We start from the raw sequence: 14,288 nt of genomic DNA, 5'->3' as shown, positions 1-14,288 counted from the left end.
ATCATGGCGAAGCAAACAACAATTGCTGCAGAAATATCATTAAAAGGTGTAGGTTTACACACAGGTCAAGAAGTTGCAATGACTTTTAAACCGGCTCCTGTAAACAACGGATTTACATTTGTACGTGTAGATTTGGAAGGCCAACCAATTATTGAAGCTGATGCAAATTATGTTGTAAATACGCAACGAGGCACTAATTTAGAAAAATTAGGAGTAATGATTCAAACACCAGAGCACGTATTAGCGGCGCTTGTGGGTTGCGATTTAGATAACGTTATTATAGAATTAAATGCTTCTGAACTTCCTATTATGGATGGTTCTTCAAAATATTTTGTTGAAGCCATTGAAAAAGTTGGAGTTGTTGAGCAAGAAGCAGAAAGAAAAATATTTGTAGTTAAAGATGTAATTTCTTACCTAGATGAAGCTACAGGAAGTGAAATTACGGTAATTCCTTCAGATGAATATTGTGTCACAGCAATGGTTGATTTTGGTACTAAAGTTTTAGGTACACAAAACGCTACAATGAAAGGAATTAAAGAATTTAAAAAAGAAATTTCAAATTGTAGAACTTTTAGTTTTTTACATGAATTAGAATCACTTTTGAATAATGGTTTAATTAAAGGTGGTGATTTAAATAATGCCATTGTTTATGTTGATAAAGAAATTTCAGCTGAAACAATGGAAAACTTAAAGACAGCTTTCAATAAAGATACCATTTCGGTTAAAGAAAATGGAATTTTAGACAACCTAACATTACATTATCCGAATGAGGCTGCAAGACATAAATTATTGGATATTATTGGTGATTTATCTTTAATTGGAACTCGTATTCAAGGAAAAATTATTGCTAACAAGCCTGGACATTACGTAAACACTCAGTTTGCTAAGAAAATGGCTAAATTAATTAAGATTGAAGAACGTAACAATGTTCCTAGTTATGATATTAACAAAGAACCTGTAATGGATATTCATGGTATTATGAATTTATTACCTCATAGACCACCATTCTTGTTAGTAGATAAGATTTTAGAACTTTCCGAAACACATGTAGTTGGATTGAAAAATGTTACGATGAATGAAGATTTTTTCGTTGGACATTTTCCAGGAGCTCCAGTAATGCCAGGAGTTTTACAAGTAGAAGCAATGGCGCAAACAGGAGGAATCTTAATTTTAAGTACTGTTCCAGATCCAGAAAATTACTTAACTTATTTCATGAAAATTGATAATGTTAAGTTTAAAAATAAAGTCTTACCAGGTGATACCTTATTCTTTAAATGCGATTTAATTTCTCCAATTAGAAGAGGAATTTGTCACATGCAAGCGTATGCGTATGCAAACGGAAAATTAGTTTCAGAAGCCGAATTAATGGCGCAAATAGTTAAAGTAAAATAATTTAAAAATATGAATCAACCATTAGCTTATGTGCATCCAGGTGCCAAAATAGCAAGAAACGTTGTAATTGATCCTTTTACAACCATACATAATAATGTTGAAATTGGTGAAGGAACTTGGATTGGTTCAAACGTTACCATCATGGAAGGCGCTCGTATTGGTAAAAATTGTAATATTTTTCCAGGTGCGGTAATTTCAGCGGTTCCTCAAGATTTAAAATTTGGTGGAGAAGAATCGTTAGCGGTTATCGGAGACAATACCACAATCAGAGAATGTGTTACTATCAATAGAGGAACAGTTGCTTCTGGTCAAACAAAAATTGGAAAAAACTGTTTGATTATGGCTACAGCGCATATTGCACACGATTGCCATATTGGTGATAATGCTATTATTGTAAATGGTGTTGCTTTGGCTGGACACGTAACTGTGGGAGATTTTGCAATCATTGGAGGTTTAGCTGCGGTTCATCAGTTTATTTCTATTGGTGATCATGCGATGATTTCAGGTGGTTCATTAGTAAGAAAAGATGTTCCTCCTTTTACAAAAGCGGCGAAAGAACCTTTGTCTTATGTAGGAATTAACTCTGTAGGATTAAGAAGAAGAGGTTTTTCAACAGATAAAATCAGAGAAATTCAAGATATTTACAGAATTTTATATCAAAAAAATTACAATACAACGCAAGCATTAAGCATCATTGAGGCCGAAATGGAAGCTACAACAGAAAGAGATGAAATTTTAGATTTCATTAGAAATTCTTCACGTGGTATCATGAAAGGATATACAAGTTCAATGTAATCTCAAAATAAAAGAATAAATAAACATCAAATAAAAACAAAATGGCAAGTACATCAGATATTAGAAACGGATTATGTATCAAATACAATAACGATATTTATAAAATCATCGAATTTCTTCACGTAAAACCAGGTAAAGGGCCAGCTTTCGTAAGAACAAAATTAAAATCGTTAACTAACGGAAAAGTATTAGATAACACATTTTCTGCTGGACACAAAATTGATGAAGTACGTGTTGAAACACATACATTCCAATATTTATATGCTGAAGGAGATCAATTTCACTTTATGAATAACGAATCATTTGAACAAATTACGTTAGACAAAAAAGTTTTAGATGCTCCAGATTTATTAAAAGAAGGAACAAACGTAATGATTCAGATTAACGCTGAAACTGAAGCACCATTATCAGTAGATATGCCAGCTTCTATCGTTTTAGAAGTTACTTATGCTGAACCAGGAGTTAAAGGAAATACAGCAACAAATGCTACAAAACCAGCAACTGTTGAAACAGGAGCTACAGTAAACGTTCCGTTGTTTATCAATGAAGGTGATAAAATCAAAATTGATACAGCTTCAGGAAACTACATGGAAAGAGTAAAAGAATAATTATTAGTAAAAAGGGAAGAGTAATTAGTAAATAGCCAAGCAACTAATTACTCTTTTATGTTTTACTATTCACTAATCACTATTAAATGAAATTTCCAAAAGTTTATCCTCTAAAAGAAATAGCCCAAATTATCAATTGTAATTTTGTGGGTGATGCTGATTTTCCAGTTCACGGTATGAATGAAATTCATGTAGTTGAACCTGGAGATATCGTATTTGTAGATCATCCAAAATATTATGACAAAGCACTTCAATCGGCAGCTACTATTGTTTTAATCAACAAAGAAGTAGAATGTCCGGAAGGAAAAGCATTGTTGATTTCAGATGATCCTTTCAGAGATTTCAATAAACTTACCAAACATTTCAGACCATTTCAGTCTTCAAATGTTGCAATTTCGGATTCAGCTAAAATAGGAGAAGGAACGGTTATTCAACCAAATTGTTTTATTGGACATAATGTTCAAATTGGTAAAAATTGTTTGATTCATGCTAATGTTACGATTTACGATAATACAGTAATTGGCGATAACGTAATGATTCATGCTGGAACTATTTTAGGAGCTGATGCTTTCTATTATAAAAAACGTCCTGAAGGTTTTGACCAATTGTTATCGGGTGGGCGAGTAGTGATTGAAGATAATGTCGGTATTGGCGCTCTTTGTACTATTGATAAAGGAGTTACTGGCGATACAACCATTGGAGCTGGAACTAAAATTGACAATCAAGTGCATGTTGGGCATGATACTGTGATTGGGAAAAAATGTTTAATCGCTTCACAAACTGGAATAGCAGGTTGTGTGGTTATTGAAGACGAAGTAACACTTTGGGGACAAGTTGGTACAACAAGTGGTATTACTATAGGAACAAAAGCAGTAGTAATGGGACAAACTGGTGTTACTAAATCTATTGAAGGAGGAAAAACCTATTTTGGTACTCCAATTGAAGAATCAAGAGAAAAGTTGAAACAATTGGCTAATGTGAAACGCATTCCAGAAATTATTGAAAAATTAAAACAAAATGACAAATAAAGAACGCATTGAGTTTTTGTACAAAGAAGACGGAATAAGAAATGCATCATTTCTTGATACACTTTTGCACGACGATTTTATTTTAGAATGGGACAGTTCAGAAGGAAAATTATTACTTCAAAAAAGTGCAATCATCAATTTGGCTAACGAATTGAAACAAAATTACATTGATTCTTTCATGGAAATTTCGCATTTCATTGAACAAGAAAATCAAATTGTAGTAAAATACAATCACAAGGTAACAACTATCGAAAACCCAAAAGAATTCGTTTTAATAGCTAAAATAGTAGCCATTTGGGAATTTGAAGAAGGAAAAATCAAAAAAGGATACCAAATTAGCAAACCTAATTAAAAAAATACAATAAAAAATATGTGATTATTTGGTAAAAAACTTACTTTTGCATCACAAATTTAAACACAATTTAATTCATATATCATGAGCGTTTTAGTAAATAAAAATTCAAAAATAATTGTACAAGGATTTACAGGTAGCGAAGGAACTTTCCACGCTTCTCAAATGATTGAGTACGGAACTAATGTTGTAGGTGGTGTAACTCCAGGAAAAGGTGGTTCAACACATTTAGACAGGCCAGTTTTTAATACAGTTAAAGATGCTGTTGAAAAAGCGGGTGCTGATACTTCAATTATTTTCGTTCCGCCAGCATTTGCTGCTGATGCAATTATGGAAGCTGCTGAAGCTGGAATCAAAGTAATCATTTGTATTACTGAAGGTATTCCGGTGGCAGATATGATTAAAGCTTATGATTATATTAAAGGAAAAGATTGTCGTTTAGTTGGTCCTAACTGTCCAGGTGTAATTACTCCAGGAGAAGCTAAAGTTGGTATTATGCCAGGTTTCGTTTTCAAAAAAGGAACAGTTGGTATTGTATCTAAATCAGGTACTTTAACATACGAAGCTGCTGACCAAGTAGTAAAACAAGGTTTAGGAATTACTACAGCTATTGGAATTGGTGGTGATCCAATCATTGGAACAACAACTAAAGAAGCAGTAGAATTATTAATGAACGATCCAGAAACTGAAATAATCATCATGATTGGTGAAATCGGAGGTCAATTAGAAGCTGACGCTGCTAAATGGGTAAAAGCTGATGGAAACCGTAAACCAGTTGTTGGATTCATCGCAGGTGAAACGGCTCCAAAAGGAAGAACAATGGGTCACGCAGGTGCAATCGTTGGTGGTGCTGATGATACAGCAGAAGCTAAAAAACGCATCATGAGAGAAAACGGTATTCACGTAGTTGATTCTCCAGCTGAAATTGGTAAAAAAGTAAAAGAAGTTTTAGGATAATCCTTTAACTTTTAGATATAAAAAATCCCGCTATTTGCGGGATTTTTTATTTATATAATTTCTGCACTTAATCCAGCATCTAGTAATGCGGAACATTGTGGTTTTAATTGGTCAATCGGACCCGTTTTAACCGTGCATTGGCCTTTATAATGTACTAATAAAGCACATTGTTCGGCTTGCAATTCATCATGTTGGCAAACTCTCATTAATGTATCAATAACATGGTCAAATGTATTTACATCGTCATTATGTAATACAATTTCGTTATTAACACCAACAGCTTCTGCTACTAAAACTTCTTCTTGTACTTTTTCTATCGTGCTCATTTTCTTTACGTTTGAAAGTTCTTTGCAAAAATACTGAATCAAATTCAAATTCAAAAATCAAATTCAAAATTCAAGTTCAAGTTCAAAAATCAAATTTAAGATTTAAAAAAGTTAAACTTCCAACTTCCATCTCCTAACTCCTAACTATTTCACAAATTTCAATGCAACCCAATTGTTTCTTTCAAATTGTTTTACATAGGTTAATCCTTTAGACGTACAACTTTCTAAAATTACTGGAATATCTTCTGTATAAAATCCGCTTAAGAATAAAATTCCATTATCGTTTAAACAATTTACATATTGTTGCATATCGTTTAAAAGAATATTACGATTGATGTTTGCAATAATAATATCGTATTTTTTTCCAACTAATAAAGAAGCATCACCTTCATAAACCGAAATATGCTTGCAATTATTACGTTCTGCATTTTCAATTGAGTTTAAATAACACCAATTATCAATATCAATGGCATCAATAGGTTGTGCACCTTTCATCTCAGCTAAAATGGCTAAAATGGCAGTTCCGCAACCCATGTCTAAGGTTTTTTTATTGGTAAAATCGGTTTCCAAAATATGTTGAATCATCATGTGAGTTGTTTCATGGTGACCCGTTCCAAAACTCATTTTTGGTTCAATTACAATATCGTATTCAGCATTTGTTTTTTCATGAAATGGCGCTCTCACATGACATTTTCCGTCTACTTCAATGGCTTCGAAGTTTTTTTCCCATTCTTCATTCCAATTTACCTGCTCAATTTCTTCAAAAGTATAATTGATTTTAAATTCAGGATTATCTAAAATTTGAATATCTTCTAAAATAGTTTCGCTCCATAAATCTTTTTGAACATAAGCAGAAATCCCTGTTTCAGTTTCAATAAAACTTTCAAAAGCTTTTTCTCCTAATTCAGCAATTAAAATTTCGCTACCTAATTCAATAGGTTCTATTGTAAAATGATATCCAATGTATATATTTGACATAACGTTAATTTTTTGCAAAGGTAATATTTACTTAACATACTTAACCTTGTTTTAATGTTAAGTTTGCGCAAAATAAACAACAACATAACAAATGAAAAAAATAGTAACTCTTTTATTACTTGTAATCAGCACTATTGCTGTTGCTCAAGATATAAAAGTAACCACAAAAGACAACGATTTAAAGTTGGCAGCACTTCCATATTATAGCTATGGAAAAGGATTAGGAATAACATCACCAGATAGTTTATTTCAATTGAATATTCGTTTTAGAATGCAAAACCGAGTTACTTACATTCAAAATGAAGATGCTGATCCAGCTTATTCAGGAGAAATTAGACGTTTACGTTTGCGTTTTGATGGTTATGTAGGTAATCCACACTTTTTATATGTAATTCAATTGTCCTTTGCGCCAGGTGATGTGGGCGAAATTCAAGACGGAGAAAATATCAATATTATTCGTGATGCTGCTGTTTTTTATCGTCCAAATAAGCATTGGAGTTTCCTTTTTGGACAAACGAAATTACCAGGAAATCGACAACGTGTAAATTCATCAGGAGCTTTACAATTAACAGATAGAAGTATTAATAATGCTCGTTTTACAATCGATAGAGATTTTGGTTTTCAAGCCTACTATTTGAATGAAAACAAAGATAAATTTTCATATAATGTAAAAACGGCAGTAACTACTGGAGAAGGAAGAAACTGGACAAAATCTGCTGATGATGGAGTAGCTTTAACTGGAAAATTAGAGTTAATGCCTTTTGGTTCATTTAAAAAAGACGGAACTAATTTTGAAGGAGATGTAGCTCGTGAAGAAAAGCCAAGATTATTATTATCAGGTGCATTTCATCAAAATAATTTAGCTAGAAGAACACAAGGTCAACTAGGTGGCGATTTATTCGAACAAAAAACAATGAAATCGGTATTGTTAGATGCAATGTTCAAATATAACGGTTGGGCTTTTATGTCAAGTTATATGTCTCGTTCAGCGAAAGATCCAATTGCTTTTAATCCAGATGATATTACAGAGTTTAACTATGTGCCAGTTGGAAGCGGAATGGATTATCAATTAAGTTATGTTTTTCCAACAAACTACGAAATCATTGGTCGTTTTTCTACTCAAAAAATGCACGAAGATATTCAGGCTTTGACTCCTGATTCGAAACAATATTCGTTAGGTGTTACTAAATATTTATGGGAACATGCTTTCAAATTACAAGGTGAAGTTACGTTATCTGATTTAGATTATTTAGATGGAAGTAATAAACAAAATTGGTACGTTCGTTTTCAATTAGAAATAGGAATCTAAGTCTTAGAAAATATAACATAAAACCACAAGTCAGTTAATGATTTGTGGTTTTTTCATTTTCTGGATTTCCGATTTCTAAATTCTAATTTTTAAAATGCTTACCTTTGCACTTTATTTATTTTATTATGTTACATATAGGAGAGTTCAATACGTTAAAAATATTAAGAGATACTAAAGTTGGTTTGTTTTTAGGAAGTGAAGAAACACAAGAAGATGATGTTTTGTTACCGAATAAATACGTGCCAAAAGAATTTTCTATTGGAGATGATTTAACTGTATTTATCTATCTTGATCATGAAGAACGTCCTGTAGCAACTACGCTTAAACCCTATATCAAACTGAATGAATTTGCGCATTTAAAAGTAAATTACATGAATCAGTTTGGTGCTTTTTTAGATTGGGGATTAGAGAAAGATTTATTTGTTCCATTCAAAGAACAAGCGCGACCAATGGAAGTTGGAAAGCGTTATTTGGTTTACATGCATATGGATGATAAAACGAATCGTTTGGTAGCTTCAAGTAGAACCAATAAATATTTGACGAATGAAAATGTTGATTTGGAACCAAATGAAGAAGTAAATATCTTAATTTCTCATATTACAGATGGTGGAATCAATGTTATTATCAATCAGAAATACAAAGGCTTAGCTTATAAAAATGAGGTATATACGGATGTAAAACCAGGAATGAAAACCGTTGGTTATATCAAAAACATTCGCCCTGACGGAAAAATTGATGTATTATTGCGTAAAGTAGGAGTAGAGGCAATCGAACCTTCTTCTCAAGTTATTTTAGACGAATTAAAAGCAAATCGTGGTTTCTTACGTTTAACTGATAATTCGCATCCAGAAGACATTAAAACGGTATTGAAAATGAGTAAAAAGAATTTCAAAAAAGCCGTTGGAAATTTATACAAACAAAAGTTAATCGAAATCAAGGAAGACGGAATTTATTTGGTTTAAAATGACAACAAAGAATAAAATATATCTTTTTCTAAGCATATTAGTTTTATTACTAACGTTTGTTGGCATTTTTCAAAATTTTGATACCATTCATTTTATTGGTTTTGAAACTGAAATCATTTGGATTCCAATTTGGATAGCTATCGTAGTTTTACCACTTTTAAATTTGTATGAAATTGCTGTTAATCAAGATGATTATAGCAAATATTACTGGCTTTCATTATTTTGTAATGTGATTTCAATTTTCTTCATTTTGAGACATTTCAAAATTGAATTGCTTAATTTGTAGTTACGACTTCTTTCATTAGCCATTTCTTTATTAGTTTATCATTGTGAGTAATATTTACTATAAAGTATTTTGAACTCACAATAGCTTTAGAATTTTCAATTGTTTCTTTCATCACGCCTTTATTATCAATATAATTGGAATGAATGAAATAAATTTCTTGATTATTTTTATAAATGTACCCAACATGAAAATCTAAGCCAATAAAGTAGATACCATCTTTTTGTTTTAGAAAATACTTTTTTAATTCTTGTTTAGAAATGTTTTCACGTTTCTCAATCGAAGTCCCGCATGCAATTACTTTTGCTTCTTCTTCAGGACTTTTTTGTGCTAATTTGTATCGGTTTAGATTGAATCCTACATCTCTTAAAGTGGTTGAAACAAAGTATCCGCAAGCAATTGTTCCTTGTTTTGGTGTTTCAGAATGACCTTCAAAGCTCCATTTAGTTGAATACCAATTATTAAAAATATCGTTATATAAATAGGCTGTTAATTTAGTTTTGGCTTCTTCAATTGTTTCTGATTTATTTTCATTTGAAATGTATTTTTTTTGCAACAAATTTCTATCTTTTTCAATGCTTGTTTTTATAACTGAATAATTAGTTAATGAGATAGTTAGTAATAAAATAAGGGTTTTCATTTCGTATGATTTTAGAGATAACGTTTTTAACAATCAATTAGTATTTAATTTTAATTTTATCAATATATTTGTATATACAAATATTAATTTATGAATCGCAAGAATTTCATAACATTACTTTCAGGAGGAATCGCTATGGCAAGTATACAACCGTTCTATGATTGGACAAAAGGATTAGGAGAAGAAGAGGAGAAGATGCCCGTTTTATTCATAGGACACGGTTCGCCTATGAATGCTATTGAAGACAATGAGTTTTCAAAACGTTGGCAGCAAATGGGTAAGGAAATTCCAACACCAAAAGCAGTTGTGGTAATTTCGGCGCATTGGTTAACAAAAGGAACATTAGTTACCGCAATGCCAAATCCAAAAACGATTCACGATTTTGGAGGTTTTCCACAAGCGTTATTTGATGTGCAATATCCAGCACCTGGAAGTCCTGAATTAGCGACAGAAATTCAAAAACTAATTACAAATCCGGCAGTGGAATTGGACCATGATTGGGGATTAGATCACGGTACTTGGTCGGTTGTAAAACATATGTATCCTGATGCTGATATTCCAGTTTTACAATTAAGTATCGATTATTATAAACCAGCAGCTTATCATTATGAATTAGCAAAACAATTACTTTCACTTCGTAAAAAAGGAGTTCTAATTATCGGAAGTGGTAATATGGTGCACAATTTACGAATGGTAGCTTGGGATAAATTAAATGAACCCGAATACGGATTTGATTGGGCTTTAGAAATGAATGATATCTTCAAAAATAAAATTTCAAATGGTTTTCATAAAGAATTAATTCAATACGAAAAACTAAACAAATCAGCTATATTAGCCATTCCGTCACCAGATCATTATTATCCATTACTCTACATTTTGGCATTACAAACCGATAATGATAAAGTAGAATTCTTTAACGATAAAGCAGTTGGTGGTTCGTTAACGATGACTTCGGTGAAAATCGGTTAATTATTCGCCTTCTTCGTCATTAAATTTAAACGGATAATCGCCAAATTTTGGTGCCAATCTCTTTGTTTGATAAGGTTTTCTTGTGAATTTATTAGAAATCGCTATTATCGTAACCGAATCTTTTACCAGTGTTACATAAGATGAAGTATTTCCATGCCACCAACCGTTGTGAAAGAAATATTGTTGTCCAGTTTCAAATTCTAACATACGAATTCCTAAACCATAATTTCTGGTTCCTTTACGTTCATAGCTATAACCTTTTAACATTTCGGCTTTCATAGCTGGGCTCAAAAATTTATCAGAATATAAAGCCAAATCAAATTGTAATAAATCGCGAGGTGTGGAGTAGATGTTTTTATCTCCATACACTTGGTCTAAATATTCAAAAGCCAATCGTAAATAATTATTTTTATAAGACTGACTCACGCTGTCTTGCTTTGTTAAATCATCAAAAACAAAAGTGTTTTTCATTCCTAATGGATCAAAAATTAATTCTTGAAGCACTTTTGGATAAGTCTTTTTCTCAACTTTTTCAATGATTAAAGCTAATAAAGCATAATTGGTGTTGCAATACCCAAAACGAGTTCCAGGTGTTGATTCTAAACCAATGTTTTTTGTAGCTAAAAGTGTTAAAACATCTTGATTGGTTAGTGTTTTCTTTTTATCCCAAACGCCTTTATCATCAGTAAAATAGGCATAATTTCGTAAACCACTTCTGTGATTCAACAACATTCTTACGGTTGTTTTTTCGTGTGGAAATTCAGGTAAAATAGAAGTTACAAAATCGTCTAATTTTAGTTTTTTAGCATCAACTAATTTTAAAATGGTTACAGCCGTAATCACTTTACTCACTGAAGCAATGTGCAAAGGTGTATTTTGTTTGATGGAATCGCCTTTTTCTTTGTAGGCATATCCGCTATAATTTTCATATAGAATTTCGCCATTTTTTGCTACTAAAAACGAACCACTAAAATCTTTTGAATTGAATTTTGAGTCATAAAATGCTTCCACTTCATTTCCCATTCTTTTTTTATAAATAGTGGTAAGAGGTGAAAAATTAACAGCAAATTCAGATACATTCCCTTCCTTATCTTTAATAGTGGATTCTTTTGCTTTGTCAGGCTTATCTTGGCAACTTGTAACTAAAAATAATAGGCTTATGGTGAGTAATTTATAAATCATATGGGGTATTCTTAATCGTAATATTTGGGTTTGTTTCTAATAATTGTGTAATAAATTGTTCGCTTTTTTCGGGCGAAATGTAAATATCATCATATTTGTTATAAGTGATAATTAAACCTATATGACTTAATGCTGGTTTCCAAATTGTTGGCACAATAATTCCTTTGTGATATTCAATTTTATTGATATTCTTTATTTCAATAGTCCCCTTAAATGGGCCGGATTTCCATATTAGCGTATCATTTTTTAAAATATAAAAAGTAGTTTTATATGTCCAAAGCAAAAATAGTGTAATGATTAGATTAATTCCAAAAATAATAAGGAAAGGCTCAATCGAATCGTCATATAATGTTGGAATTGTCATTAAATACATAAAAACAATCGCACCAATTAAAATGTACTTATTTATTTTGCTTGTGGCCGATTTAAAAAACATATTACAATCCTAACTTCTTCTTAGTTTCTTTTGAAATTCCATCTTTGTGAACCATAACTGATATTGCTTTTAATTTCATATAAGGCACACTCATGTAAACATAACCACCGTTAGCCACTTTCTTTTCGTCGCTTCCCCAAGAATTTTTTACTTTGTAATATACATTTCCTTTTTGGTCTTTTACTTTTCCAACGATGTGCATTAAATGGTCGTCAGTGGTAGATAAATTTTCAAATTCTTGTTGGCGATATTCAGGTGTGATATTTTTTTCAATGATAATTTCACCCAACCCCGTTTTAGTATCTTCTTCTTTTTCTGGAACAAAAGCCACTCCATATTTTCCTGAAAATGTTGGTTCAGAAACGTCACAATCTAATGAAAGGGAATAACCGTTTGCTAATGCATTATCAATATTGGCAATAAATTCATCTAAAGGCAAATTGTACATACTACCGTTTGAAAAATTATCTGGAATATTCAAAATGAACGGTTTGTAATTCGCTTCATGAGTAAATGAAGTCAAGGTCACATAATTTTCAGGCTTAATTTTAGTGAATTCAGCAAATGATTTTGGAGTATAATTTTTGCCTTCGTATTCAAATTTGGTTGGAATACTTCCCAAATAAATATCCAAAACAGCATTAACCGCTTGTTTCCAATTTTTAGATAATTTACCACTTGGATTTGAAACATACGTTTTTAACATCGCTTCTAAAACTGCAACCATTTCTGCATGGTTATGTTTGCTGGCGTCATCATTTAATCCATCATAAATGCTATTAGGAACTAATCCGTATTTTGTTACACTAGTGATTACATCATGAGCCAAAGCGCCTTCACTAAAATTTGCTTTTCCTTGTCGTAAAACATAGTTTTCGGCTTTTAATGGATAGGTAGTTCTCGCTTGATACATCTCTGAAAGGTCGATTTTCTTTCCTGTTAAGCGAATAATTTCGGATTCTAAAAACGAAGAAGTTGAGAAACTCCAACACGTTCCTGTAATATCTTGAGAGATGACCGGCAAACATTCGACATCATTAACTTTCTGAAATTCATAGTTTTGAGCCGAAGCCGAAAATAGCCCAGATGCAAACAGTAATCCTATATATAGTTTTTTCATGAATCTAATTGTTTTGAACTTGCAATATAATGCAAAAAATGAATTATTTTTACGGAAATTTACATTTAAAAAAAATTACAATATCTATTTTAAATATTTGAAAAATGAGCAATATCAATTGGAAAACCGTTAGAGAATTTGAAGATATAACTTATAAAAAATGTGATGGCGTTGCAAGAATCGCTTTCAATCGTCCAGACGTTAGAAACGCCTTTCGTCCTAAAACAACCAAAGAATTAATTGAAGCATTTTATGATGCCCAAGAAGATACGTCAATTGGAGTTGTATTACTTTCTGCGGAAGGACCAAGTTCTAAAGATGGAATTTGGAGTTTTTGCAGTGGTGGCGATCAAAAAGCTCGTGGACACCAAGGTTATGTTGGAGATGACGGTTACCACAGATTGAATATTTTAGAAGTACAACGTATGATTCGTTTCATGCCAAAAGCTGTTATTTGTGTTGTTCCGGGTTGGGCTGTTGGTGGCGGACACTCGCTTCATGTGGTTTGTGATTTAACGTTAGCGAGTAAAGAACACGCTATTTTCAAACAAACGGATGCAGATGTAACTAGTTTTGATGGTGGTTACGGTTCGGCTTATTTAGCTAAAATGGTAGGACAAAAGAAAGCGAGAGAAATTTTCTTCTTAGGTAGAAATTACTCAGCGCAAGATGCTTTTGAAATGGGAATGGTAAATGCCGTAATTCCTCATGCTGAGTTAGAAGATACTGCTTATGAATGGGCACAAGAAATTCTAGCGAAATCACCAACATCAATTAAAATGCTAAAATTCGCAATGAATTTAACGGATGATGGCATGGTAGGACAACAAGTTTTTGCAGGTGAAGCTACTCGTTTAGCCTACATGACAGACGAAGCAAAAGAAGGAAGAGATGCGTTCTTAGAAAAACGTAAGCCTAATTTTGAAAAGAAATATTTGCCTTAATCAA

17 protein-coding genes are annotated in these 14,288 nt (G+C 32.0%); 11 read left to right on the top strand and 6 right to left on the bottom strand.

The genetic code is table 11. The annotated features are described in order from the left end of the window. Positions 1–3: 3 nt before the first annotated feature. The 6 genes from C8D80_RS03245 (at position 4) to sucD (ending at position 5,132) form a co-directional block, all read left to right on the top strand. On the top strand, positions 4–1,392 hold the full coding sequence (locus C8D80_RS03245) for a bifunctional UDP-3-O-[3-hydroxymyristoyl] N-acetylglucosamine deacetylase/3-hydroxyacyl-ACP dehydratase (RefSeq protein ID WP_133607318.1): 1,389 nt from the start codon (positions 4–6) through the stop codon (positions 1,390–1,392). A 9-nt stretch (positions 1,393–1,401) separates the two neighbouring features. Beyond that, complete coding sequence (lpxA, locus tag C8D80_RS03240) at positions 1,402–2,187, top strand: acyl-ACP--UDP-N-acetylglucosamine O-acyltransferase (protein WP_133607316.1); 786 nt, start codon at positions 1,402–1,404, stop codon at positions 2,185–2,187. Between the two features lie 41 nt (positions 2,188–2,228). Further along, on the top strand, positions 2,229–2,795 hold the full coding sequence (gene efp, locus C8D80_RS03235) for an elongation factor P (RefSeq protein WP_133607314.1): 567 nt from the start codon (positions 2,229–2,231) through the stop codon (positions 2,793–2,795). An 86-nt stretch (positions 2,796–2,881) separates the two neighbouring features. Then, positions 2,882–3,823: a UDP-3-O-(3-hydroxymyristoyl)glucosamine N-acyltransferase gene (locus C8D80_RS03230; protein WP_133607312.1), complete on the top strand. Its 942-nt coding sequence runs from the start codon at positions 2,882–2,884 to the stop codon at positions 3,821–3,823. Beyond that, on the top strand, positions 3,813–4,175 hold the full coding sequence (locus tag C8D80_RS03225) for a nuclear transport factor 2 family protein (RefSeq protein ID WP_133607310.1): 363 nt from the start codon (positions 3,813–3,815) through the stop codon (positions 4,173–4,175). The genes C8D80_RS03230 and C8D80_RS03225 overlap by 11 nt, the downstream gene beginning before the upstream one ends. 84 nt (positions 4,176–4,259) lie before the next feature. Next, complete coding sequence (gene sucD / locus C8D80_RS03220) at positions 4,260–5,132, top strand: succinate--CoA ligase subunit alpha (protein WP_133607308.1); 873 nt, start codon at positions 4,260–4,262, stop codon at positions 5,130–5,132. A gap of 50 nt (positions 5,133–5,182) precedes the next feature. On the opposite strand, the gene C8D80_RS03215 is transcribed toward sucD, so the two are convergent. Next, positions 5,183–5,458, bottom strand: a complete 276-nt coding sequence (locus tag C8D80_RS03215) for an ATP-dependent Clp protease adaptor ClpS (RefSeq protein ID WP_133607306.1) — start codon at positions 5,456–5,458, stop codon at positions 5,183–5,185. Between the two features lie 144 nt (positions 5,459–5,602). After that, complete coding sequence (gene prmA, locus C8D80_RS03210; protein ID WP_133607304.1) at positions 5,603–6,436, bottom strand: 50S ribosomal protein L11 methyltransferase; 834 nt, start codon at positions 6,434–6,436, stop codon at positions 5,603–5,605. A 91-nt stretch (positions 6,437–6,527) separates the two neighbouring features. On the opposite strand from prmA, the gene C8D80_RS03205 reads away from it, so the two are divergent. The 3 genes from C8D80_RS03205 to C8D80_RS03195 all read left to right on the top strand — a co-directional run bounded on the left by C8D80_RS03205 (position 6,528) and on the right by C8D80_RS03195 (position 8,996). Next, the gene (locus C8D80_RS03205) at positions 6,528–7,745 is read left to right on the top strand and encodes a porin (RefSeq protein WP_133607302.1); all 1,218 of its coding nucleotides are present in this window, start codon (positions 6,528–6,530) and stop codon (positions 7,743–7,745) included. Between the two features lie 125 nt (positions 7,746–7,870). Next, entirely contained in the window at positions 7,871–8,707 is an 837-nt protein-coding gene (locus tag C8D80_RS03200; protein WP_133607300.1) for a CvfB family protein, read from the top strand. A 1-nt stretch (position 8,708) separates the two neighbouring features. Further along, positions 8,709–8,996, top strand: coding sequence for a hypothetical protein (locus C8D80_RS03195; protein ID WP_133607298.1), 288 nt, complete (start codon positions 8,709–8,711; stop codon positions 8,994–8,996). On the opposite strand, the gene C8D80_RS03190 is transcribed toward C8D80_RS03195, so the two are convergent. Next, complete coding sequence (locus C8D80_RS03190) at positions 8,986–9,633, bottom strand: hypothetical protein (RefSeq protein ID WP_133607296.1); 648 nt, start codon at positions 9,631–9,633, stop codon at positions 8,986–8,988. The genes C8D80_RS03195 and C8D80_RS03190 overlap by 11 nt on opposite strands. Positions 9,634–9,768: 135 nt before the next feature. Here C8D80_RS03190 and ygiD point away from each other — a divergent pair, with 135 nt between their 5' ends. Next, entirely contained in the window at positions 9,769–10,602 is an 834-nt protein-coding gene (ygiD, locus tag C8D80_RS03185; RefSeq protein WP_455423378.1) for a 4,5-DOPA-extradiol-dioxygenase, read from the top strand. Here ygiD and C8D80_RS03180 read toward each other — a convergent pair whose 3' ends face one another. From C8D80_RS03180 to C8D80_RS03170, 3 genes are read right to left on the bottom strand one after another with little or no spacing between them, the layout of a single operon-like run. Then, the gene (locus C8D80_RS03180; protein WP_133607292.1) at positions 10,603–11,784 is read right to left on the bottom strand and encodes a serine hydrolase domain-containing protein; all 1,182 of its coding nucleotides are present in this window, start codon (positions 11,782–11,784) and stop codon (positions 10,603–10,605) included. Continuing rightward, on the bottom strand, positions 11,774–12,220 hold the full coding sequence (locus tag C8D80_RS03175; RefSeq protein WP_133607290.1) for a PH domain-containing protein: 447 nt from the start codon (positions 12,218–12,220) through the stop codon (positions 11,774–11,776). Before C8D80_RS03175 ends, C8D80_RS03180 begins: the two co-directional genes overlap by 11 nt. A gap of 1 nt (position 12,221) precedes the next feature. Next, complete coding sequence (locus C8D80_RS03170) at positions 12,222–13,340, bottom strand: C1 family peptidase (protein ID WP_133607288.1); 1,119 nt, start codon at positions 13,338–13,340, stop codon at positions 12,222–12,224. Between the two features lie 104 nt (positions 13,341–13,444). Between C8D80_RS03170 and C8D80_RS03165 the strand changes: the two genes are divergently transcribed. Then, the gene (locus tag C8D80_RS03165; RefSeq protein ID WP_133607285.1) at positions 13,445–14,284 is read left to right on the top strand and encodes a 1,4-dihydroxy-2-naphthoyl-CoA synthase; all 840 of its coding nucleotides are present in this window, start codon (positions 13,445–13,447) and stop codon (positions 14,282–14,284) included. Positions 14,285–14,288 lie beyond the last annotated feature (4 nt).

It is taken from the genome of Flavobacterium cheniae (assembly GCF_004363695.1).
GTDB classification, from domain to species: Bacteria; Bacteroidota; Bacteroidia; order Flavobacteriales; family Flavobacteriaceae; genus Flavobacterium; species Flavobacterium cheniae.
Note: the sequence above shows the minus strand (reverse complement) of the source record. Positions and strands in the feature narration are given on the sequence as shown.